Origin of the sequence: Cellulomonas hominis (assembly GCF_901521055.1) — a bacterium.
GTDB lineage: Bacteria > Actinomycetota > Actinomycetes > Actinomycetales > Cellulomonadaceae > Cellulomonas > Cellulomonas endometrii.
Window position 1 is genome coordinate 1 of sequence record NZ_CABEGA010000051.1, and the last position, 19,312, is coordinate 19,312.

Genomic DNA, 19,312 nt, shown 5'->3' on the forward strand with positions numbered 1-19,312 from the left:
GCGGACGCGCGCAAGCCCGCGACCGCGATGTACGTGTCCTACGACGCGGACCGGCCGCTGACCCGGGTCGACGAGCGGCCCGCGGCGACCGCGGCGCCCGCGTCCGGGTCGCTGCTCGGTGGCGGGAGCGGGGCGACGGCGGTCCGGTCGGGCAGGACCAGCAGGGCGCCGGTGCGCGGGTGCGGCACGACCTCCACCGGGTACCGGTAGACGTCCGTGAGCAGCGACGCGGTGAGCACGTCCTCGGGGGCCCCGAGCGCGCGCAGCCGGCCGCCGGCGAGCACCGCCACCCGGTCGGCGTGCGCGGCGGCGAGCGTGAGGTCGTGCAGGACGGCCACGACGGCGTCCCCGGCGTGGGCGCGGTCGCCGGCGCGGTCGAGCAGCAGCTCCTGGTGCCGGACGTCGAGCGCGGCGGTCGGCTCGTCGAGCAGCAGCACCGGCGTCGCCTGCGCCCGGACCCGCGCGAAGGCGACGCGCGCCTTCTCGCCGCCGGACAGCGACGGGAACCGGCGCTCGGCCAGCTGCCCCGCCTCGGCCTCGGCCAGCGCCCCGGCGACCGCCCGGTCGTCGTCGTCCTCCTGGGCGGTCCCCCGCCAGGGCGCCCGGCCCATCCGCACCACGTCGGCGACGGCGAACGGGAAGCTCAGCCGGTGCTCCTGCAGCAGCACCGCCCGGCGGCGCGCGAGGTCCCCGGCGCGCAGCCGGCGGACGTCCGCGTCGTCGTACCGGACCTCGCCGCGCGTGGGCTCGAGGTCGCCCGCGAGCACGCCGAGCAGCGTCGACTTGCCCGCGCCGTTCGGCCCGACGACCGCGAGCACCTCCCCGGCGCGCACGTCGAGGTCGACGCCGTCCAGCAGCACCGCCCCGTCGACGGCGTACGCCACGTCGCGCGCCACGACCGGCACGGCGCCGGGCGCGGCCGCCGGCACACGCGCCCCGCCGGTCACGCCCAGCCCCCCGCCTGGCGCCGGGTGCGCCGGATGAGCCAGAAGAAGAACGGCCCGCCCACGAGCGCGGTCAGCATCCCGATCGGCAGGTCGGCGTAGGCCACGGCGGTGCGGGCGACCAGGTCGGCGGCCAGCAGCAGCACCCCGCCGCCGAGCGCGCTCAGCGGCACGAGCACCCGGTGCCCCGGCCCGACGGCCATCCGCACCAGGTGCGGGACCACGAGCCCGACGAACGACACGATCCCGCAGAACGCGACCGCCGCCGCGGTGAGCAGCGCGACCGCGACGATGCTGACGAGCCGCAGGCGCTCGACGTCGACGCCCACGTGCCGGGCGGCGCGCTCCCCGAGGGACAGCAGGTCCAGCCGGCGCGCGACCAGCACCGCGACCACCAGCCCGGCCGCGACGAACGGCGCCACGACCGCGACGTACTGCCACCGGGTGCCGTTGAGGCTGCCCAGCTGCCAGAACACGATCTGCTCCCGGGCCTGCGTGTCGCCGAGGAACGTGAGGAAGGCGATGCCCGCACCGCACACCGCGTTGACCGCGACGCCGGTCAGCACCAGCGTCACGACCTCCGTCCGGCCGCCGGAGCGCGCCAGCAGGTAGACCGCGAGCGTCGTCACGAGCCCGCCACCGAACGCCAGCGCCGCCGAGGTGAACGGCCCGAGGAAGCCCAGCCCGAAGACGATGCCCGTGCACGCCGCGAGCGCCGCGCCGGAGGACACCCCGACCACGCCCGGCTCGGCGAGCGGGTTGCCGAACACGCCCTGCATGACGGCGCCGGCGGTGGCGAGCGCTGCCCCCACCAGGACGGCCATCACGACGCGCGGGAACCGGATCGTCCACAGGGCGGCGTCGCCGTTCGGGTGCGTCGGCACGGGGCCGGCGTCGATGCCGAGCCGGTGCAGCACGGAGCCGAGGACCTCCGCGGGCGGCACCCGCAGCTGGCCGCTCCCGGCGGACACGACCGCCAGCACGAGCAGCCCGAGGGCGAGCGCGACGGCGAGCGGCACGACCCGGCGGGACCGAGCGCGGGGCAGCAGCGGCGGGGCCGGCGGGGCGGGGGCCTCGGCGACCACCTCCGGGCGCAGGGCGGTCACGACGCGTCGGGCGCGTAGAACGCGCGCGCCAGGGCGTCGAGCGTCTGCGCGGACGTCGGCCCGAACGACAGGATCTGGCTGTCGGCCATGTCGACCACCCGGCGGTGCTCGCCCGCCGGTGTCTGCGCGACGGCCGGCAGCTGCTCGAGCAGCCCGTCGACGCCGCCGACCGACTCCAGGCCCTTCGTCATCACCAGGACCAGGTCGGGCTGGGCGGCGATCAGGCCCTCGTCGGTGACCGGGCGCATGCCCTCCCAGCCGATCTCGGTCGCGACGTCCACCCCGCCGAGCGCGCTGATCAGCGAGTCCGCGCCGGACCCCGCGCCGAACATGTAGTAGACGCCGGACTGCCCGCGCAGGTAGAGGAACACCACCCGCAACCGGTCGGCGGGGTCCTGGGGGGCGAGCGCGGCGATGTCGGAGGTGACCGCGTCGATCTCGGCCTGGGTGCGGGCGGCCAGGGCCGCGCCCTCCTCCGGGAGGCCGACCGCGGCGGCGACCGCCGTGATGAGGTCGTCGACCGTGTCGAGGCTGCGGTGCGCGTCCACGACGACCACCGGGATCCCGGCGTCCCGCATCTGCAGCACGGTGTCCCACGGCCCGAGCGAGGTGTCCGTGATGATCAGCGTCGGGGCGAGCTCGAGGATCGCCTCGCCGCTCAGCTCGTGGCCGTTCGTCGTCACCAGCGGCTGGTCCGCGATCTCCGGGAAGTCCGACGACACGTCCCGCCCGACCACGTCGTCCCCGAGCCCCAGCTCGTGCACCACCCGCGAGGTGGAGCCGTACAGGTCGAGCGCGAGGATCCGGCTCACGTCGGTGACGGTCACGGACGTCCCCTGCGCGTCGGTCACCGTGACCGGGAGCGCCGGCTCCGGGTCGGCGCTGACCGGCTCCACGGGGGTCACGGCGGACAGCGCGGTGGACTCCCCGACCCACGCCCGCGGGTCGTCGAGCGGCGTCAGCTCGCTCAGCGGCGGCCGGTCCCCCGCCGCCGCGGCGGTGCCGCCGGCCGAGCCCGCGGCGGCGGTGCAGCCGGCGAGCAGGGCGACGAGCAGCGCCGCGACCAGCACCGGGACCGTCCGGCGGGTGGTGCGACGGCGCGCGGCCGGACCGGACGGGTGGTGCTGGGACATGACGCACGGCTCCTGTGTTCTTAGGTGAGCCGACCCTAAGTTAGGACAACCTCAGAAGACAAGCACCGTCCGGACATCCGCGACATTCAGGACACCGCTCCGTGACCAAGTGGAGCGTTCCGCCCGACACACCCCGGCGTTTCCGGCAGAACGCTCCACTTCGCACGACACCCTGCCGGCGGACGCATCCATAGCCTGGGGCGATGGAGACGGCAGCACGCGACCAGCCCACCGCCGCGGGGAGGACGTCTCCGCGCGCGTGGCGGCGACGACGCTGCTCATCACGGTCGGCGGCACGCTGCTGGCCGTGCTGCTCGCGGACGTCGTGTCGCACCTCGCCGTGCACGGCGCCGTCCCCACCCCGGCGGAGGCGCGGCACATGGTGGCCGTCTGCACCGGCGCGCTGGGCGTCCTGGTGCTGCCGATGGTGTTCCTGGGGGTGGCCGGCGCCGGCGGGTGGCACGTCGACGCGGCGCTGCGGGCGTCGACGATCGCCCTCCTGGCCAGCCTCGGGGTCGTCGGCTGGATCGCGGTGCGCCGCATCCCCCTGCCGGGGTGGCAGCGCCTCGCGGTGCTCGTCGGCGTGGTCGCGGTGGGGACGGCCGTCGTCGGGCTCGAGCTCCTCGCCCACGGCTGACCCGCGCCGGCACGGGGGCCGGCCCGCCGGACGGGGGCGTCAGCCGCGGGGGCGGTCGCCCTGCTGCCCGGCGCGCTCGGCGGCCCGGGCGGCGTCGCGCTCGCGCAGCCGCTGCTCCTCGCGCTTCACCTCGGCGTGGGTGGCGCGCTCCCGGTGCAGCCACTCGGGGCTCTCGGCGATGATCGCGTCGATCTGCTCGGTGGTCAGCGGGTCCGTGAGGCCGGCGCGGGCGAGGCCGGAGGTCGAGATCCGCAGCCGCGCGGCGACGACCGCGCGGGGGTGCGGCCCGGTGCGGCGCAGGTCCACCAGCCACTGCGGGGGCGTGCGCTGCAGGGCGTCGAGCTCCTCGCGGGACACGGGGCCCGCCTGGAACTCCTCCGGCGTCGCGGGCAGGTACACGCCGAGCTTCGCCGCCGCGGTGGCGGGCTTCATCGTCTGCGGCGTGCGGGCGCGGCGCGCGGGGGCCGCCGGGGCGTCGGCCGGGTCGCTGTCGCTGCCGGCCGGGGCGTCCGGGGTCACCGGGGAGTCGGAGGTCACCGCACCAGGATACGGACGCCGGGCCGCCGAGGGCACCGGCGGCGGCCCGGCGAGGGCCAGGCGAGGGCCCGGCGGCGGCCCGGCGAGGGTCGCGCGACTACGCTGGCCGCGATGTCCGAGACCCCGGTGCCGCCCGAGCCCGACGCCCGTGCCGACGAGCTCGCCGCTCCCGGCGCACCCGCCGACGGCCCGCGGTTCCGCCTGCTGCTGGTGCCCGGCGTCGTCCCGGCGTCCTGGGTGCGGACGTGGCGGGAGCGGGTGACCGACGTCCCGCTGGAGCTGGTGCACGCCACCGCCGCCGACGCGGGGCGGGTCCTGGCGGAGGGGGGCGCGGACGCCGCGCTGCTCCGGCTGCCGGTGGACCGCGACGTGCTGTCCGCGATCCCGCTGTACGTCGAGCAGACCGTGGTCGTCCTGCCGAAGGACCACCTGCTCACCGCACTGGACGAGCTGACGCCGGCCGACCTCGCCGAGGAGACGCTGCTGACCCCCGCGGACGACGTCGTGCGCTGGACGGACCCGCCCGGGGAGCCGTCCGCGCTGCCCACCCCCGAGACCACCGAGGACGCGGTCGCCCTGGTCGCGTCCGGGGTCGGGCTGCTGGTGCTGCCGCAGTCGCTCGCGCGGCTGCACCACCGCAAGGACCTCACCTACCGCCCCCTGGCCGACGCGCCCGCGTCGCAGACCGCCCTCGCGTGGCCGGCGGCCCGGGACGGCGACCCGCTGGTCGAGGAGCTCATCGGCATCGTCCGGGGACGCACGGTGAACAGCTCCCGCGGGCGCGGGTCGACCCCGCCGGCGCCCGTGCAGCCCGCCGCGAAGGAGCAGCGACCCCAGCGCGGGGGCGCCCGTGGCCGCGGCCCCCGGACCTCCGACCGCGGCCGCGGCGGTCGCCCCTCCGGCAGGACGAGCGGGCGCGGCCGGCGGGGGCGGTAGGCCGTGCACATGCCCGCCCCCGGGCTCCGCGTGACCGTGCTCACCGGCGCGGGGATCTCCACCGCGTCGGGCATCCCGGACTTCCGCGGTCCCGAGGGCGCGTGGACGCGGCACCCCGAGCAGGTGGACCTGCTGGAGATCGGCCGCTACGTCGCCGACCCCGAGGCGCGCCGCACCGGCTGGCGGTGGTGGCGCGCGAACCCGGCGTGGGGCGCGCGGCCGTCCGCCGGGCACCGGGCGATCACCGAGCTGGAGCGCGCCGGACGGCTGCAGGCGGTGCTCACCCAGAACTTCGACGGGCTGCACCAGGCGGCCGGCTCGGACCCGGGGCAGGTGGTCGAGCTGCACGGGACCATGCGGACCACGTCGTGCCTGGCGTGCGGCGCGCGGCAGGCGACCGCGGACGTGCTGGCCCGGCTCGACGCGGAGCCCGACCCGCCCTGCACCGTGTGCGGCGGGATCCTCAAGCCGGACGTCGTCTACTTCGGCGAGATGCTGCCCGACCGGGCGCTGGAGCGGGCGATCGCGGCGGCCCAGGACGGCGACGTGTTCCTCGCGGTCGGCACGACCCTGAGCGTGCAGCCGGTCGCGAGCCTCACCGGGCTGGCGGCCGACAGCGGCGCCGAGGTGGTCATCGTCAACGCGGAGCCCACCCCGTACGACCGGGTGGCCGACCGCGTGGTCCGCGAGCCGATCGAGGACGCCCTGCCCGCACTGGTCGCGGAGCTGCTCGCGCGCGCCTGACCTGCGCCCGACCTGCGCCCGAGCTGCGCCTGACCTGCGCGGCGCCTCATGCCCGGCGGCACGGGCGCCGATGACCGGGGTGTGGCCCGAGTCCGCACCGCCCTCGTCGTCGCCGTGCCCCTCGCGGCGGCGGCCGTCGCCGTCACCCTGTGGGCGGCCCCGTACTGGCTCGACGTGGCGCGGCACGCCGTCGCCGAGCAGCGCTGGCCGGACGAGCGCGGCCGGATCGAGGCCGCCGTCGCCGCCGTCGCGCTCCCCGACGGCTTCGCGCCGGTGCCGTGCGCGGACGCGGCCCGGACCGACGTCGACCGGTGCTGGCGGACGGCCGGGACGCCCGAGGACTCGGCCGAGGCGCTGGTCGGGGCGCTCGCCGAGGCGGGGGTCACCGGGGTCGCGGTCGCGGCACCCCCGGAGGGCGGTGACCTCGCGATGGTGCAGGGGGTCGTCGCCGGCCGTCAGGTCTGGGCGGTCGCCGCCCGGGAGGTCGACCCCGACGCGACCCGCGTCGAGGACATGTTCCTCGGCACCGTGCTCGTCAAGGTCACCGCGGACCTCGACGCCCCCTGAGCCCGGACCGCGAGCGGCGCACGTCACTCTCCGCCCACTTCCCTGCATGGCACAGACGTCGTATGCTCCACGCGGACTATTCGGAGAGGAGCATCGTGCCCGACACCCCCAGCAGCACGCTCACCCCGCTCGCGGTCGCGATCCTCGCGCTGCTGGCGGAGCGCGAGATGCACCCCTACGAGATCCACCAGGTGCTGCTCCAGCGGGCGACGGACCGGCTCGTGAAGGTCCGCCCCGGCTCGCTCTACCACGCGGTGGACCGGCTGCACCGCGACGGGCTGGTGCAGGCCGTCGGCACCGAGCGCGCCGGGAACCGGCCGGAGCGCACCACGTACGCCCTCACCCCGGCGGGGAGCGAGGCCCTCGCCGAGCAGCTCGCCGCCATGCTCTCCGCCCCCGTCAACGAGTACCCGCGCCTGCCGCTGGCCCTCGCCGAGGCGCACCACCTGCCCCGGGACACCGTCCTCGCCCTGCTGCGGGACCGCGTGTCGCGCCTGTCCGAGGAGCTCGACCAGCTGCGCGACGGGGTCGCCCGCGTCACCGCGAAGCAGCTGCCGGCCCGCTACTGGGTCGACCTGACCTACCAGATCGCCGTGTTCGAGACCGAGTCGCGCTGGATCGCGACGTTCATCGACGACATCGAGTCCGGCGACATCCCCTGGTGACCCCCGCCGCGCGCCCCCCGGCGCGCGGACCTGCCCTGACTCCTCCGCACCCCCTGAACGAGGCACGCATGTCCACCACCGTCCGACCCTGGCCCGCCCTCTGGGCGCTGGTCGTGGGCTTCTTCATGATCCTGGTCGACACCACGATCGTCTCGGTCGCGAACCCCGCCATCATGGCCGGGCTCGGGACCGACATCGACGCGGTGATCTGGGTGACCAGCGCCTACCTGCTGACCTACGCCGCGCCGCTGCTCGTCACCGGGCGGCTCGGCGACAGGTTCGGGCCCAAGCCCGTGTACCTGATCGGCCTGACCGTGTTCACGCTCGCGTCCGCCGCCTGCGGCCTCGCCGGCTCGATCAGCGCCCTGATCGTCGCCCGCGCGTTCCAGGGCCTCGGCGCCGCCCTGATGACGCCGCAGACGATGGCCGTCATCACCCGGCTGTTCCCGCCGGACAGCCGCGGCAAGGCCATGAGCCTGTGGGGTGCCGTCGCCGGCGTCGCCACCCTCGTCGGGCCGATCCTCGGCGGCGTGCTCGTCGACGGCCTCGGCTGGGAGTGGATCTTCTTCGTCAACGTGCCCGTCGGCGTGGTGGCGTTCGTGCTCGCCTGGCGGCTGGTCCCGCGCCTCGACACGCACCCGCACCGGTTCGACGTCGTGGGCGTGCTGCTCAGCGCGCTCGGCATGTTCCTGCTGGTGTTCGGCATCCAGGAGGGCCAGTCCTACGACTGGGGCCTGATCGGCGGCTGGCTGCCGGTGTGGGGCGTCGTCGGGGCCGGGGTGCTGGTGCTCGTCGCGTTCGTGGTGCACCAGGCCCGCACGAAGGTCGAGCCGCTGCTGCCGCTCGGCCTGTTCAAGGACCGCAACTTCGCGCTCGCGAACGGCGCGATCAGCGCGCTCGGCTTCACGGTGACCGCGATGTCGCTGCCGCTGGTCTTCTACTACCAGCTGGTCCTCGGGTTCTCCCCCACCCGGTCCGCGCTGATGCTCGCGCCGATGGCCGTCATGACCCTGGTGCTGTCCCCGGTCATCGGGCCCCGCGTCGACACCGCGAACCCGCGCACGATCGCGCTCACCGGCATGGTGCTGCAGGCGATCGCCCTCGTGTGGTTCACGCTCTGGCTGACCCCGGACCCCGACCAGTGGGCGCGCCTGCTGCTCCCGAGCGCGCTGCTCGGCATCGCCAACGCCTGCCTCTGGTCGCCGATCTCCTCCACCGCGACCCGCAACCTGCCGCGCGCGCAGGCCGGCGCCGGGTCGGGCGTGTTCAACACGACCCGGCAGATCGGCTCCGTGCTCGGGTCGGCGGCCATCGCGGCGCTGATCCAGGCGCGGCTGGTCGCCCAGCTCGGTCCCGGCGCCGGGGAGTCGACCGGCGCCGCCGAGGCCGCGGGCACCCTGCCCGACGCCCTCGCCGGTGGGTTCTCCGACGCGATGGCGCAGTCGCTGCTGCTCCCCGCGGGCATCGCGGTCGTCGGAGCGGTGATCGTGGCGTTCTTCGTCCCGCCGCGCCGCGACGCGGCCCCGCCCGTCGCCGCCCCGGTTGCCGCGGCCGCAGCGGAGTCCGCACCGCAGCGCTGACCCGTCCGGGAGCGGGCCGGGTCCGACGGACCCCGCTCGCTCCCGAACCGCTAGGGTGCCGCGCATGGCACGCAGGGCCGCGGTGACGCTCGCCGAGGTCGCGCGCGCCGCCGGGGTGTCGCCCCGCACCGTGTCGAACGTCGTCAACGGGTACCGGCACGTCGCCCCGCACACCCGGGACCGGGTGCAGGCGGTCGTCGACGCCCTCGGCTACCGCACCAACGCCGCGGCGCGGTCCCTGCGCACGGGCCGGACGGGGCTGCTGGGGCTCGTCGTCCCCGCGCTCGACCAGCCCTACTTCGCGGAGCTCGCGCGCGCCGTCGTCCGCGAGGCCACCGCGGCCGGGTTCACGGTGGTCGTCGACCAGACCGACGGCGACCCGGCCCGCGAGCGGGAGCTGCTGCTCCGGGGCCCGCGGGGGGCGATGTTCGACGGCCTGGTGCTCAGCCCCCTCGCGCTGACCGCCGACGACCTGCGGGGCGTCGACCCCGACCGCCCGGTGGTGCTGCTCGGCGAGCGGACCGTCGACACGTCGCTCGACCACGTGCACATCGACGACGTCGCGGCGGCCCGCGAGGGCACGGCGCACCTGATCGGGCTGGGGCGCCGGCGGATCGCGGCGATCGGGCTCGAGGACGACCCCCTCCTGCAGACCGGCCACCAGCGGGCCGACGGGTTCCTGCGCGCGCTCGCCGACGCCGGGCTGCCCGCCGACCCCGCGCACCTGCGGCACGTCCGGTCCTACGACCGGGCGGAGGGCTTCGCCGCGATGACGGCCCTGCTCGACGCCCCGGAGCCGCCGGACGCGGTGCTCTGCTTCAACGACATGCTGGCGGTGGGGGCCCTGCGCGCGTGCCTCACCCGGGGCGTGCGGGTGCCCGAGGACGTCGCTCTGCTGGGCTTCGACGACGTCGAGGAGGTCCGGTACCTCACGCCGTCGCTCAGCTCGGTGCGCCCGGACCGCGACGCCATCGCGCGGGTGGCGGTGGGCCTGCTGGTCGCGCGGCTCGACCCGGCGGAGGACGACGGCCGGGACGACGAGCGGGACGACACCCCGCGCGCACCCCGGACCGCCCGGGACGTGACCGTCGCGCACGCCGTCGTCGCGCGCGAGTCCACCGGGGGCGCCGGTCCGCGTGACGCGGACGTTTGCCACGTGGCAACATGATGTCGGCCTGCCGAAGACGCCCGCCCACCGCGACGAACGAAGGACCGCCATGACGACGACGTCTGCACCCGACCGGGGCCTGCACCCGCGCCCCCAGCTCATCCGCCCCGACCGCTGGTGGTCCCTCGACGGCCCCTGGCAGTTCACGTTCGACGACGCGGACGCCGGGCTGCGCGAGCGCTGGTACGCCCCGGGCACCGGACCCTTCGACCGCGAGATCGTCGTCCCGTTCCCGCCGGAGTCCACCGCGTCCGGCATCGCCGACCACGGGGACCACGCGGCGCTCTGGTACCGCCGCACGGTCACCGTCCCGGCCGGGCTCGGCGCGGACCGGCTGCTGCTGCACCTCGGCGCGGTCGACCACGAGGCCGACGTGTGGGTCGACGGGCAGCACGCCGTCCGGCACGAGGGCGGGCAGACGACCTTCAGCGTCGACGTCACCGACCTGCTGGACCCGGCCGTGGCCGCGGACGCGCACGTCGTCGTGGTCCGGGCGACCGACTCCCGCACCGACGTCGAGCAGCCGCGCGGCAAGCAGGACTGGCAGCCCGACCAGCACGCCATCTGGTACCACCGGACCTCCGGGATCTGGCGCACCGTGTGGCTGGAGCAGGTCCCGGCCGTCGCGGTCGACACGCTGTCGTGGCGGCCGGACGTCCCGGGCGGCCGCATGGAGGTGCGCGTCCGGCTGCACGCCGCCGCCCCGGCGGGCACCCGCGTCCGCGTGCGGCTCACGCACGACGGCACCCCGGTGGGCGCCGCTGAGGTGCCGGTCGACGGCGAGACCGCCCTGGTCACCGTGCCCATCCCCGGCCAGGAGAACGGCCAGGCCTACGAGGGCCTGCTGTGGTCCCCGGAGCGCCCCACGCTGCTGGACGCCGACGTGACGCTGCTGGGCGGGGACGACGCGGTGCTCGACCGGGTCGACGCCTACTGCGGCCTGCGGTCGGTGCAGGCCGACGGCGACGCCCTGCTGCTCAACGACCGGCCCTTCTACGTCCGCGCGGTGCTCGAGCAGGGCTACTGGCCGGAGTCGCACCTGACCCCGCCGAGCCCCGAGGCCCTGCGCGCGGAGGTCGAGCTGGCGCTGGCACTCGGCTTCAACACGGTCCGGATCCACCAGAAGATCGAGGACCCCCGCTACCTGTACTGGTGCGACGTGCTGGGCCTGTGCGTCTGGTCCGAGACGGCGGGTGCGTACCGGTTCAGCGACGAGGCGGTCGCGCAGCTGACGCGGGAGTGGCTGGACATCGTGCGCCGCGACGTCTCGCACCCCTGCATCATCGCGTGGGTGCCGTTCAACGAGTCGTGGGGCGTGCAGCACCTCGCGCACGACCCGGCGCAGCAGGCCTACAGCCGCGCGCTGACGGACCTGACCCGGGCCCTGGACCCGACCCGGCCCGTCATCTCGAACGACGGCTGGGAGCACACGTCGTCCGACCTGCTGACGGTGCACGACTACGCCGACACGGGCGCCGTCCTGCGGGAGCGGTACGGCAGCGCCGCCGCGCTGGCGGAGACGCTCGCCGGGGTCGGGCCGGCCGGCCGGCGGATGTGGGTCGGCGGGCCGGCACCCGCGGCCGGGACGATCCCCGTGCTGCTGTCGGAGTTCGGCGGGGTGGCGTACGCCCCCGGCGCGCCCGCGGGGTCGTGGGGCTACTCCGAGGCCCGCTCCCCGGAGGACCTGGAGGCACGGCTCACCGACCTGCTCGACGCCGTCCGGGCGTCGGGCCTGCTGCGGGGGTTCTGCTACACCCAGATCACCGACACCGGGCTCGAGACCAACGGCCTGTGCGACGAGCACCGGAACCCGAAGCTCCCGCTGGAGACGTTCCGCCGCATCTTCGCGGGCTGACACCGCCGCCCCGACGGGCGCCCGCGACCGTGACCGCTGCGTACACCGCATACGCGGCGGTCACGGTCCCGGAGGAGGTCCGTCGCTCCTCCCCGCGGGCACCGCGGCTCGTGACGACGCCGACGTGTCCGCCGGCGTGAGCATCTCCCACACCGGCCCGAACACCAACCACCCGACGAGCACCACCGTCGCCCGGGCGCCCCAGCCGAGCAGCACCTCCTGCTGCTGCGCCGCCGCCTCCCCGGCGCCCTGCGCGAGGAGCAGCAGCACGCCGAGGACCGCGCACGCCACCGCCCAGGCGAGCAGCGCCCGCAGCCACAGCGCCCACTCGTAGCGGACCCGCACCGGGCCGTGCTTCGGCGGCTTGACCGGCGCCGGGCCGCCGAAGAACCGGTGCGCGACCCAGGCGTCCACCGCGTGCACGGTGCGCCGGCCGAACGCGACGGTGAACCCGAGGTACAGCGCCGCGAGCCCGTGGGTCCAGGTGGCCTCGCTGCCGCGGAGCAGGTCCCCGACGGTCGCGACCAGCAGCACCACCTCGAGCAGGGGCTCGCACAGCAGCAGCACCGTGGAGGTCCGGCGCATCCGCAGCGCATAGCGGGCGACGACGGCGGCGGCGAGGAACACCCAGAAGCCGACCTCGCAGGCGACGACGAGCGCGGCGACCGGGTTCTCACGGATGGCGTCCATGCGCGGCAGCCTCGCCGCACCGGGCACGGTGCGGCGTCGGCCGTCCGCACGATCCTGCGCGGGCGGGTCCTCCGTCCGGAGGACCCGCCCGTCCACGGGTCGTGCTGGGATGGGCGGCATGCCGCGCGTCCGACCACCCCGGCGCCTGCCGCACCTCGACGACCGCGGCGTCGCGCTCGCCTACCTGGCCGCCGGCCTGCTGCTGCTCGGCGCGGGCGTGACCGGGACCAGCGCGCCCGGGCTGACGGCGTCCGCATGGTGGCTGCACGCCGGGCTGCTGGTCGTGGCGTGCGGGGCGCTCGTCGTGAAGCACCGGCACCCCGTCGCCGTGCTGGCCGTCGCGGCGGCGGCGGCGCTCGCGTCCGTGCCGCTGGGCGGCAGCATCGGGATCCTGCTGGTGCTCGTCGACGCGCTGTACACCGCCGCGGTGCACCTCTCCGCGCGCGGCCGGCGGGTGCTGGTGGGCTGCGTGGTGGTGGTCAGCGCCGCCGCACCGGTCGCCGCGTGGGCACTCGGCGGCGGGCTGCGGGACGCCCTGGCGGCCCTGCTGCAGGCCGTGGCGCTGCTGGTCACGCCCCTGTGGTGGGGATCCGACGTGCGGAGCCGGACCGAGCTGGCCGCGTCGGAGGCCCGGCGCGCGGAGCTCGAGCGGGAGCAGGCCGACCTGGCGCGCGCGCACGCCGCCGACGCCGCGCGGATCGCCGACCTGGACCGCGACGCCGCCGTGCGGGACGAGCGCAACGCGATGGCCCGCGACCTGCACGACGTGGTGGCGAGCCGGCTGTCGGCCATCGCGATCCACGCCGAGGCGGCGCTGTCCGGCGCTCCCGACGAGGCCCGGGACCGGGCGGCGCTGACCGCCGTGCGGGCGGAGTCGGTCGCGTCGCTCGCGGAGATGCGGTCGATGATCCTCGTCCTGCGCGGGGCCGGCGGGGACCCGGCGTCGACCGCGGCGGCCGGGCTGGAGCGCCTCGGCGACCTGCTCGCGACGGCCCGGGACCGGGGCCTCGACGTGCGCACGGACATCGGGGCGACCGGCGCCCTGCCCGCCGTCGTCGACCACGCCGCCTACCGGATCGCGCGCGAGGCCCTCACCAACGCCGCGGCGCACGGCCCGGCGGGCGGGCGGGTCGACGTGCGGGTGGCCCCCGGCCCGGGCGGGCTGGAGGTCGAGGTGCTCAGCCTCCTGCCGACCGCGGACCGGCCCGCCGCCGCGCACCCGCCGTCGCTGGGGTCGGCGACGGGGCTCGTGACCATGGCTGAGCGCGCCCGCTCCCTCGGCGGGGACCTCTCCGCCGGGCCGCAGGACGGCCGCTGGCGCGTGCACGCCGTCCTGCCGCTCGACCCGGAGGCCGCCCGATGACTGACCCGACGGACCCGGTCCGGGTGCTGCTCGCCGACGACCACGGGGCGATCCGCGCCGGCCTGCGGCTCATGCTCGAGCAGGCGCCCGGCGTCACGGTGGTGGGCGAGGCCGCGGACGGCGCGGCGGCGGTCGCGAACGCCCGGGCGCTGCGGCCGGACGTGGTGCTCATGGACATCCGGATGCCCGGCACCGACGGCATCGAGGCGACCCGGCGGATCACCGCGGAGGGGCTCGCGCAGGTGGTCGCCCTGACGACGTTCGACCTGGACGAGTACCTGTTCGGGGTGCTGCGCGCCGGCGCGGTCGGGTTCCTGCTGAAGTCCGTCGGCGCCGCCGAGCTGGTCGACGCGGTGCGGCGGGTCGCGGCCGGCGACGGCATCCTCGCCCCCGAGGTGACCCGCCGGGTGCTCGCGAGCGTCACGGCACCGCCGCCGGACCCCGGCCCGGGCAGCGCCGCGGCACCGCCCGGGCTCGAGCAGCTCACGGCGCGCGAGCGCGAGGTGCTCGTGCTGCTCGGCGAGGGCCGGTCGAACGCCCAGGTCGCCGCGGCGCTGACCGTGTCGGAGACGACGGCCAAGACCCACGTCAGCCGGGTGCTCGCGAAGCTCGGCTGCCGGACCCGGCTGGAGGCCGCCGCCGTCGCGCACCGGGCGGGCCTGGTGCCGTAGGAGGACCGCTCCGCGAGATGCACCCCGTGCACGGTTGCACTGAGTGCACGCATCTGCCTACCGTCCTCCCCGTGACGGTCGAGGCGGGGGCCCCGGACCGGCGGGCGACGCTCAAGGCGCGCTACCGCCGGGCCATCCTCGACGCCGCGAACGCCCTCATCGCCGAGCGCGGCGGACCGCAGTTCAGCGTCGACGAGCTCGCGGAGCGCGCCGACGTCTCGCGCCGCACCGTGTTCAACCACTTCGCGTCGATCAACGACGTGGTCGTCACGGCCGCGACGGAGACGCTCGAGACGGTCATCGACGGGTTCTACGCCGCCACGGCCGCGACCCCGGTGGGCGGCGGCACGCGCGCCGAGATGTTCGACGAGATCGCCCAGATGCTGCGCGCGGCCGACCTGTCCACCGCCGTCGCCGTGCTCTGCCGCGCGCTCGGTGGCATGGACGACGGCACCGACCCGCGGCAGAAGCAGTTCGTCGTCGAGGCGTTCTCCCGGGCCGCCGACCACCTCGCGGGCGAGCTCTCCCGCCGCAACCCCGAGGCGGACCGGCTCGACATCGAGCTGCTGGTCACCTCCCTGGTGCACGGCGTCGGCGTCATCGCGCAGCACTGGATCACCACCACCGACATGACCGGCCCGGCGGCGCTCGCCGCCTGGGACGGCCTCCTCGACCGGCTCCTCACCAGCGTGCGAGCCGGGTACATGCCGGAGCACTGACGCCCCGCACTCCCACACCACCACCGCGAGAGACAGGGATCATGGCAGGACTCCTCTACCGACTCGGGCGCTTCGCCGCCCGCCGGGCCTGGGCCGTCGTCACGGCCTGGGTCGTCGTGCTCGCCCTCGCCGTCGGGGCCTACCTCGCGTTCGGCGGGACGCTGACCTCCGCCGTCACCATCCCCGGGACCGCCACCGAGAAGGTGACGGAGCACCTCCAGGAGGAGTTCCCGTCCGCCAGCGGCGGCAGCGGCACCGTGGTGTTCCACACCGACGACGACAGCGCCTTCACCGACGAGCAGGCGGCCGCGATCAGCGCCGCGCTCGCCGACGCCGCCGAGCTCGAGGGCGTCGCGGGCGTCACCGACCCGTTCCAGACGACGGCGCAGCTCGAGGAGTCGCAGGCCCAGGTGGAGTCGGGCCGCGAGCAGATCGCGGCCGGCCAGGCGCAGCTCGACGCGGGCCAGGCGCAGCTCGACGCCGCCCGGCAGCAGGCCGAGCAGGCCGGCGCCCCGGCGGCCGTCCTCGCGGAGCTCGACGCGCAGCAGCAGGCCGCCGACGAGGGGCGCGCGCAGCTCGAGGCGCAGAGCGAGCAGCTCGAGCAGGGCGCCGCGCTGCTCGACCTGTCCCGCGAGATCCGGTTCGTCTCCTCCGACGAGTCCGCCGCGGTCGCGTCGATCTCCTTCGAGGACGCGCAGTTCGAGGTGACGCCGGAGACCAAGGAGTCGGTCGTCGACGCGCTCACCGGCGCGGACATCGAGGGCGTCTCGGTCGAGGTGTCCAGCGACATGACGCAGGGCGTCCCGAGCGTGCTGGGTGCCGGCGAGATCATCGGCGTCGTCGTCGCGGGCGTCGTGCTGCTCATCATGCTGGGCTCGGTCGTGGCCGCGGGGCTGCCGATCCTGTCCGCCCTGGTAGGCGTCGGCATCGGCGCGATCTCCGCCCTGGCCCTGTCCGGGTCGGTCGACATGCTGTCCGTCACCCCGGTGCTGGGCATCATGCTCGGGCTGGCGGTCGGCATCGACTACTCGCTGTTCATCCTCAACCGGCACCGCCGGCAGCTGCGCGAGGGGGTCGAGCTGCACGAGTCCATCGGGCTGGCGAACGGCACCGCGGGGAACGCCGTGGTGTTCGCCGGCGCGACGGTCCTGGTCGCGCTGCTGGCCCTCAACGTCACGGGGATCCCGTTCCTGGGCCTCATGGGCAGCGTCGGCTCGGCGTGCATCGCGATCGCCGTGGCGCTGGCCATCACCCTGACGCCGGCCCTGCTGTCGCGCATCGGCCTGAAGGTCCTGCCGAAGAAGCAGCGGGCGACCCTCGGCCACGAGGAGCCCGAGGCCGTCCCGACCACCCCCATGGGGACGTGGCGCGCGGTGCTCACCGTCGTCGCGGGCGTCGCGGCCCTGCTGGTCGTCGCGATCCCGGCGCTGTCGATGCGGCTGGGCCTGCCGGGCGGCGCGTCGGAGGAGCCGACGTCCACCCAGTACCAGGCGTACACGATCACCGCCGAGAAGTTCGGCGCCGGCGTCAACGGCCCGCTGCTCGTGGTCGCGGACCTGCCCCAGGCGGTCGCCGAGGAGGACCTGGTCGCCGAGCAGGTGCGGATCGGGCAGGAGCTCGCCTCGCACGACGACGTCGCCGCCGTCGCGCCGATCGGTGCGAACGAGGACAGCACGGTGCTGGCGTTCCAGGTGGTCCCGAAGAGCGGGCCGGACAGCGAGGACACCGAGCAGCTCGTGCGCGACCTGCGCGACTCCTCGCCGATCGCCGGCACGGACGGGGACGTCGAGCTCGGCGTCGCCGGCACGACCAGCGCGAACATCGACGTCTCCGAGAAGCTCGCGAACGTGCTGCCGGGCTACCTGGCGATCGTCGTGGGCCTGTCGCTGATCATCCTCATCATCGTGTTCCGGTCGATCTTCGTGCCGGTCACCGCGACGCTCGGGTTCGTCATGTCGCTGTTCGCGGCGTTCGGCGGCGTGGTCGCGATCTACCAGTGGGGCTGGCTCGGCGAGGTCTTCGGGGTGCACGACCCGGGCCCGGTGCTGAGCTTCCTGCCGATCATCGTGACCGGCGTGCTGTTCGGTCTGGCCATGGACTACCAGCTGTTCCTGGTGTCCGGCATGCGCGAGGCCTACGCGCACGGGGTCGACGCCCGCGTGGCGGTCCGCCGCGGCCTGCACGCCGGGCGGGTGGTCGTCACCGCGGCGGCGATCATCATGGCGTCGGTGTTCTCCGGCTTCGTGTTCTCGGAGTCGTCGATCATCCGGCCGCTCGGGTTCGGCCTCGCGTTCGGCGTGCTGCTCGACGCGTTCGTGGTGCGGATGCTGCTGATCCCGGCCGTCATGCACCTGGCCGGCCGGGCGGCGTGGTGGATCCCGAAGTGGCTCGACCGGATCCTGCCGGACGTCGACGTGGAGGGCGCCTCGCTCGAGCGCACCCACCCGCACCCGACGTCGTACGACGGGCAGCCGACGCACCCGACTCACCCGTCGCACCGCGCAGACGCCCCGGCCGACGCGACGGACCCGGGCGAGGCCCCGCACGAGGCGACCCACCGGGCCTGACCCCCGGGTCGTCACGGCACCACCCCGCACCGGGTGGAGAGCTCTGCCCGACACGCCCGCGCGTGTCGGGCAGAGCTCTCCACTTCGCCCGCCCGGGCGCGCCCGGTCGGACGGGTCGTCAGCGGCGCGGGTCCAGCGCGCGGGAGGTCAGCCACGCGGCCACCGCGGCGAGCACCGCCGCCGGCGCGGCGTCGAACCCGGCGGGACCCACCAGCAGCCCCGCGAACAGCACCGCCGACACCAGCAGCCGGCTGGTCGAGGCCATCGCGGCGGCGGTCCCGGCGGCGACGGCGAGCGTGGGCGACACGTCCAGCACCGTGACGGCGAGGCCCGCGAGCGCCACGCCCAGGAAGATCGCCGGGAAGATCGGGCCGCCGCGGAACCCGCCGCCCATGCTCACCGCGTAGGCGAGCGCCTTGGCGACGAGCAGCACCAGCAGCACCCCGACCGGTGCCCCGCCCACGAGCACCGGCACCGACGCCTGCCCGGAGAACAGCACGTCCTGCGGGTCGGCCCCGAGCGCCCCGGCCAGCAGCGCGAGCCCCCCGACGGCCAGGCCCGAGCCGAGCAGCAGCGGCAGCCTCCCCACGCGCGGCTCGGTGGCGGCCAGCAGAGCCGCGACCCGCCGCACCCCGGCCAGGACGACCGCCGCGAGCACCCCGACGACGACCGCGAGCACCAGGTCGCCCGGCCGGATGCCGTCGTAGGCGGGCAGGCCGGGGACGCTCAGGCCGCCGACCGGGACCCCCGTCCACGCACCGAACCCGGTGACCAGGACGTACGCGACGGCCGCGGCCGCCAGGGGCGGGAGCAGCGTGGCGGCCCCGAGCGCGCCGGCCCCGGCCTCCACCAGCATGATCCCCGCGACGAGCGGGCCGCCGAACAGCGTCGAGATCGCGCCGGCCGACCCGGAGACGCCCACCAGCTCCCGCGCCTTCCCGGTGACCCCGGTCCGCCGGGTGACCTCGACGGCGACGACCGAGCCCAGGGCCATCAGCGGCGCCTCGGGGCCGAGGACGATCCCCGTCGCCAGGCCGGCCAGCGCGGCGAGCGCGATGCCCGGGCCGTGCGCGACGGGCACCGGGCCCGCGTGGATCCCGCCGGCGGGCGGGTGCCCGCCGTCGCCGGGCAGCCGGCGGGCGGCCGCCACGAGCGCCGCACCCGCCACCGGCAGCGCGAGGACGAGGTACCAGGGCGGGCTCGCGGCGCCCAGCGCGTCGGGCAGCCGGTCCCAGAACAGCTGCTGCAGCACGTGCACCGCGCCGACGAACGCGAAGGCCACGACCCCGGCCGGCAGGCCCACCAGCGCGCCCAGCAGCGTCAGCCGGGCCAAGTCCCTCGTCGGCACGGCGGCGGTCGTCGTCGACCCCGGTGCGGGCACGCCGCCACGCTATCGGCGCGACCGGCCTGCGCACAGCCCCGGGCAGGAG

At 76.4% G+C, this 19,312-nt stretch carries 18 protein-coding genes; 12 read left to right on the forward strand and 6 right to left on the reverse strand.

Going from position 1 to position 19,312, the window contains the following annotated elements; translation table 11 throughout:
• Positions 1–38 precede the first annotated feature (38 nt).
• Genes KJP73_RS13405 through KJP73_RS13415 form a run of 3 tightly spaced genes read right to left on the reverse strand, consistent with a single transcriptional unit; the run spans position 39 to position 3,183 of the window.
• Entirely contained in the window at positions 39–947 is a 909-nt protein-coding gene (locus tag KJP73_RS13405; RefSeq protein ID WP_349628313.1) for a heme ABC transporter ATP-binding protein, read from the reverse strand.
• A complete protein-coding gene (locus KJP73_RS13410) occupies positions 944–2,041 on the reverse strand; it encodes a FecCD family ABC transporter permease (protein ID WP_433995177.1) in 1,098 nt (365 codons plus the stop codon). The genes KJP73_RS13405 and KJP73_RS13410 overlap by 4 nt, the downstream gene beginning before the upstream one ends.
• A 5-nt stretch (positions 2,042–2,046) precedes the next feature.
• Positions 2,047–3,183 (reverse strand): heme/hemin ABC transporter substrate-binding protein, encoded by a 1,137-nt coding sequence (locus KJP73_RS13415; RefSeq protein ID WP_213283368.1) that lies wholly within the window; start codon positions 3,181–3,183, stop codon positions 2,047–2,049.
• Positions 3,184–3,442: 259 nt separating this feature from the next.
• Between KJP73_RS13415 and KJP73_RS13420 the strand changes: the two genes are divergently transcribed.
• Positions 3,443–3,820: a hypothetical protein gene (locus tag KJP73_RS13420; RefSeq protein WP_213283369.1), complete on the forward strand. Its 378-nt coding sequence runs from the start codon at positions 3,443–3,445 to the stop codon at positions 3,818–3,820.
• A gap of 39 nt (positions 3,821–3,859) precedes the next feature.
• Here the strand turns inward: KJP73_RS13420 and KJP73_RS13425 are convergent, their stop codons facing one another.
• Complete coding sequence (locus KJP73_RS13425; protein ID WP_213283481.1) at positions 3,860–4,252, reverse strand: DUF5997 family protein; 393 nt, start codon at positions 4,250–4,252, stop codon at positions 3,860–3,862.
• Positions 4,253–4,468: 216 nt separating this feature from the next.
• On the opposite strand from KJP73_RS13425, the gene KJP73_RS13430 reads away from it, so the two are divergent.
• The 7 genes from KJP73_RS13430 to KJP73_RS13460 all read left to right on the forward strand — a co-directional run bounded on the left by KJP73_RS13430 (position 4,469) and on the right by KJP73_RS13460 (position 11,872).
• Positions 4,469–5,293, forward strand: a complete 825-nt coding sequence (locus KJP73_RS13430) for a LysR family substrate-binding domain-containing protein (protein WP_213283370.1) — start codon at positions 4,469–4,471, stop codon at positions 5,291–5,293.
• A gap of 9 nt (positions 5,294–5,302) precedes the next feature.
• Complete coding sequence (locus tag KJP73_RS13435; protein WP_249669380.1) at positions 5,303–6,037, forward strand: SIR2 family NAD-dependent protein deacylase; 735 nt, start codon at positions 5,303–5,305, stop codon at positions 6,035–6,037.
• Between the two features lie 81 nt (positions 6,038–6,118).
• Positions 6,119–6,604, forward strand: coding sequence for a hypothetical protein (locus KJP73_RS13440; protein ID WP_213283371.1), 486 nt, complete (start codon positions 6,119–6,121; stop codon positions 6,602–6,604).
• A gap of 95 nt (positions 6,605–6,699) precedes the next feature.
• Complete coding sequence (locus KJP73_RS13445; protein ID WP_249669381.1) at positions 6,700–7,269, forward strand: PadR family transcriptional regulator; 570 nt, start codon at positions 6,700–6,702, stop codon at positions 7,267–7,269.
• Positions 7,270–7,337: 68 nt separating this feature from the next.
• Positions 7,338–8,849, forward strand: coding sequence for a DHA2 family efflux MFS transporter permease subunit (locus KJP73_RS13450; protein WP_213283373.1), 1,512 nt, complete (start codon positions 7,338–7,340; stop codon positions 8,847–8,849).
• Positions 8,850–8,913: 64 nt separating this feature from the next.
• On the forward strand, positions 8,914–10,017 hold the full coding sequence (locus KJP73_RS13455; RefSeq protein WP_213283374.1) for a LacI family DNA-binding transcriptional regulator: 1,104 nt from the start codon (positions 8,914–8,916) through the stop codon (positions 10,015–10,017).
• 49 nt (positions 10,018–10,066) lie between these two features.
• Positions 10,067–11,872 carry a glycoside hydrolase family 2 protein gene (locus KJP73_RS13460; protein WP_213283375.1) on the forward strand — a complete coding sequence of 602 codons (1,806 nt, stop codon included), beginning with the start codon at positions 10,067–10,069 and terminating at the stop codon, positions 11,870–11,872.
• A 60-nt stretch (positions 11,873–11,932) separates the two neighbouring features.
• Here KJP73_RS13460 and KJP73_RS13465 read toward each other — a convergent pair whose 3' ends face one another.
• Positions 11,933–12,562, reverse strand: a complete 630-nt coding sequence (locus KJP73_RS13465) for a hypothetical protein (protein WP_249669382.1) — start codon at positions 12,560–12,562, stop codon at positions 11,933–11,935.
• Between the two features lie 118 nt (positions 12,563–12,680).
• Here KJP73_RS13465 and KJP73_RS13470 point away from each other — a divergent pair, with 118 nt between their 5' ends.
• From KJP73_RS13470 to KJP73_RS13485, 4 genes are all read left to right on the forward strand, one after another.
• Positions 12,681–13,925 carry a sensor histidine kinase gene (locus KJP73_RS13470; RefSeq protein ID WP_213283376.1) on the forward strand — a complete coding sequence of 415 codons (1,245 nt, stop codon included), beginning with the start codon at positions 12,681–12,683 and terminating at the stop codon, positions 13,923–13,925.
• On the forward strand, positions 13,922–14,596 hold the full coding sequence (locus KJP73_RS13475) for a response regulator (RefSeq protein WP_213283377.1): 675 nt from the start codon (positions 13,922–13,924) through the stop codon (positions 14,594–14,596). Before KJP73_RS13470 ends, KJP73_RS13475 begins: the two co-directional genes overlap by 4 nt.
• A gap of 71 nt (positions 14,597–14,667) precedes the next feature.
• Positions 14,668–15,315 carry a TetR/AcrR family transcriptional regulator gene (locus KJP73_RS13480; RefSeq protein ID WP_213283378.1) on the forward strand — a complete coding sequence of 216 codons (648 nt, stop codon included), beginning with the start codon at positions 14,668–14,670 and terminating at the stop codon, positions 15,313–15,315.
• 41 nt (positions 15,316–15,356) lie between these two features.
• Complete coding sequence (locus KJP73_RS13485; RefSeq protein ID WP_213283379.1) at positions 15,357–17,882, forward strand: MMPL family transporter; 2,526 nt, start codon at positions 15,357–15,359, stop codon at positions 17,880–17,882.
• Between the two features lie 118 nt (positions 17,883–18,000).
• Here the strand turns inward: KJP73_RS13485 and KJP73_RS13490 are convergent, their stop codons facing one another.
• Positions 18,001–19,263 (reverse strand): chloride channel protein, encoded by a 1,263-nt coding sequence (locus tag KJP73_RS13490; RefSeq protein ID WP_213283380.1) that lies wholly within the window; start codon positions 19,261–19,263, stop codon positions 18,001–18,003.
• Positions 19,264–19,312 lie beyond the last annotated feature (49 nt).

Excerpts from the sequence above, each read along its gene's own strand:
- KJP73_RS13415 (WP_213283368.1), bottom strand. The coding sequence starts at position 3,183 with ATGTCCCAGCACCACCCGTCCGGTCCGGCCGCGCGCCGTCGCACCACC.
- KJP73_RS13425 (WP_213283481.1), bottom strand. The coding sequence starts at position 4,252 with ATGAAGCCCGCCACCGCGGCGGCGAAGCTCGGCGTGTACCTGCCCGCG.
- KJP73_RS13430 (WP_213283370.1), top strand. The coding sequence starts at position 4,469 with ATGTCCGAGACCCCGGTGCCGCCCGAGCCCGACGCCCGTGCCGACGAG.
- KJP73_RS13435 (WP_249669380.1), top strand. The coding sequence starts at position 5,303 with ATGCCCGCCCCCGGGCTCCGCGTGACCGTGCTCACCGGCGCGGGGATC.
- KJP73_RS13450 (WP_213283373.1), top strand. The coding sequence starts at position 7,338 with ATGTCCACCACCGTCCGACCCTGGCCCGCCCTCTGGGCGCTGGTCGTG.
- KJP73_RS13455 (WP_213283374.1), top strand. The coding sequence starts at position 8,914 with ATGGCACGCAGGGCCGCGGTGACGCTCGCCGAGGTCGCGCGCGCCGCC.
- KJP73_RS13460 (WP_213283375.1), top strand. The coding sequence starts at position 10,067 with ATGACGACGACGTCTGCACCCGACCGGGGCCTGCACCCGCGCCCCCAG.
- KJP73_RS13465 (WP_249669382.1), bottom strand. The coding sequence starts at position 12,562 with ATGGACGCCATCCGTGAGAACCCGGTCGCCGCGCTCGTCGTCGCCTGC.
- KJP73_RS13470 (WP_213283376.1), top strand. The coding sequence starts at position 12,681 with ATGCCGCGCGTCCGACCACCCCGGCGCCTGCCGCACCTCGACGACCGC.
- KJP73_RS13475 (WP_213283377.1), top strand. The coding sequence starts at position 13,922 with ATGACTGACCCGACGGACCCGGTCCGGGTGCTGCTCGCCGACGACCAC.
- KJP73_RS13485 (WP_213283379.1), top strand. The coding sequence starts at position 15,357 with ATGGCAGGACTCCTCTACCGACTCGGGCGCTTCGCCGCCCGCCGGGCC.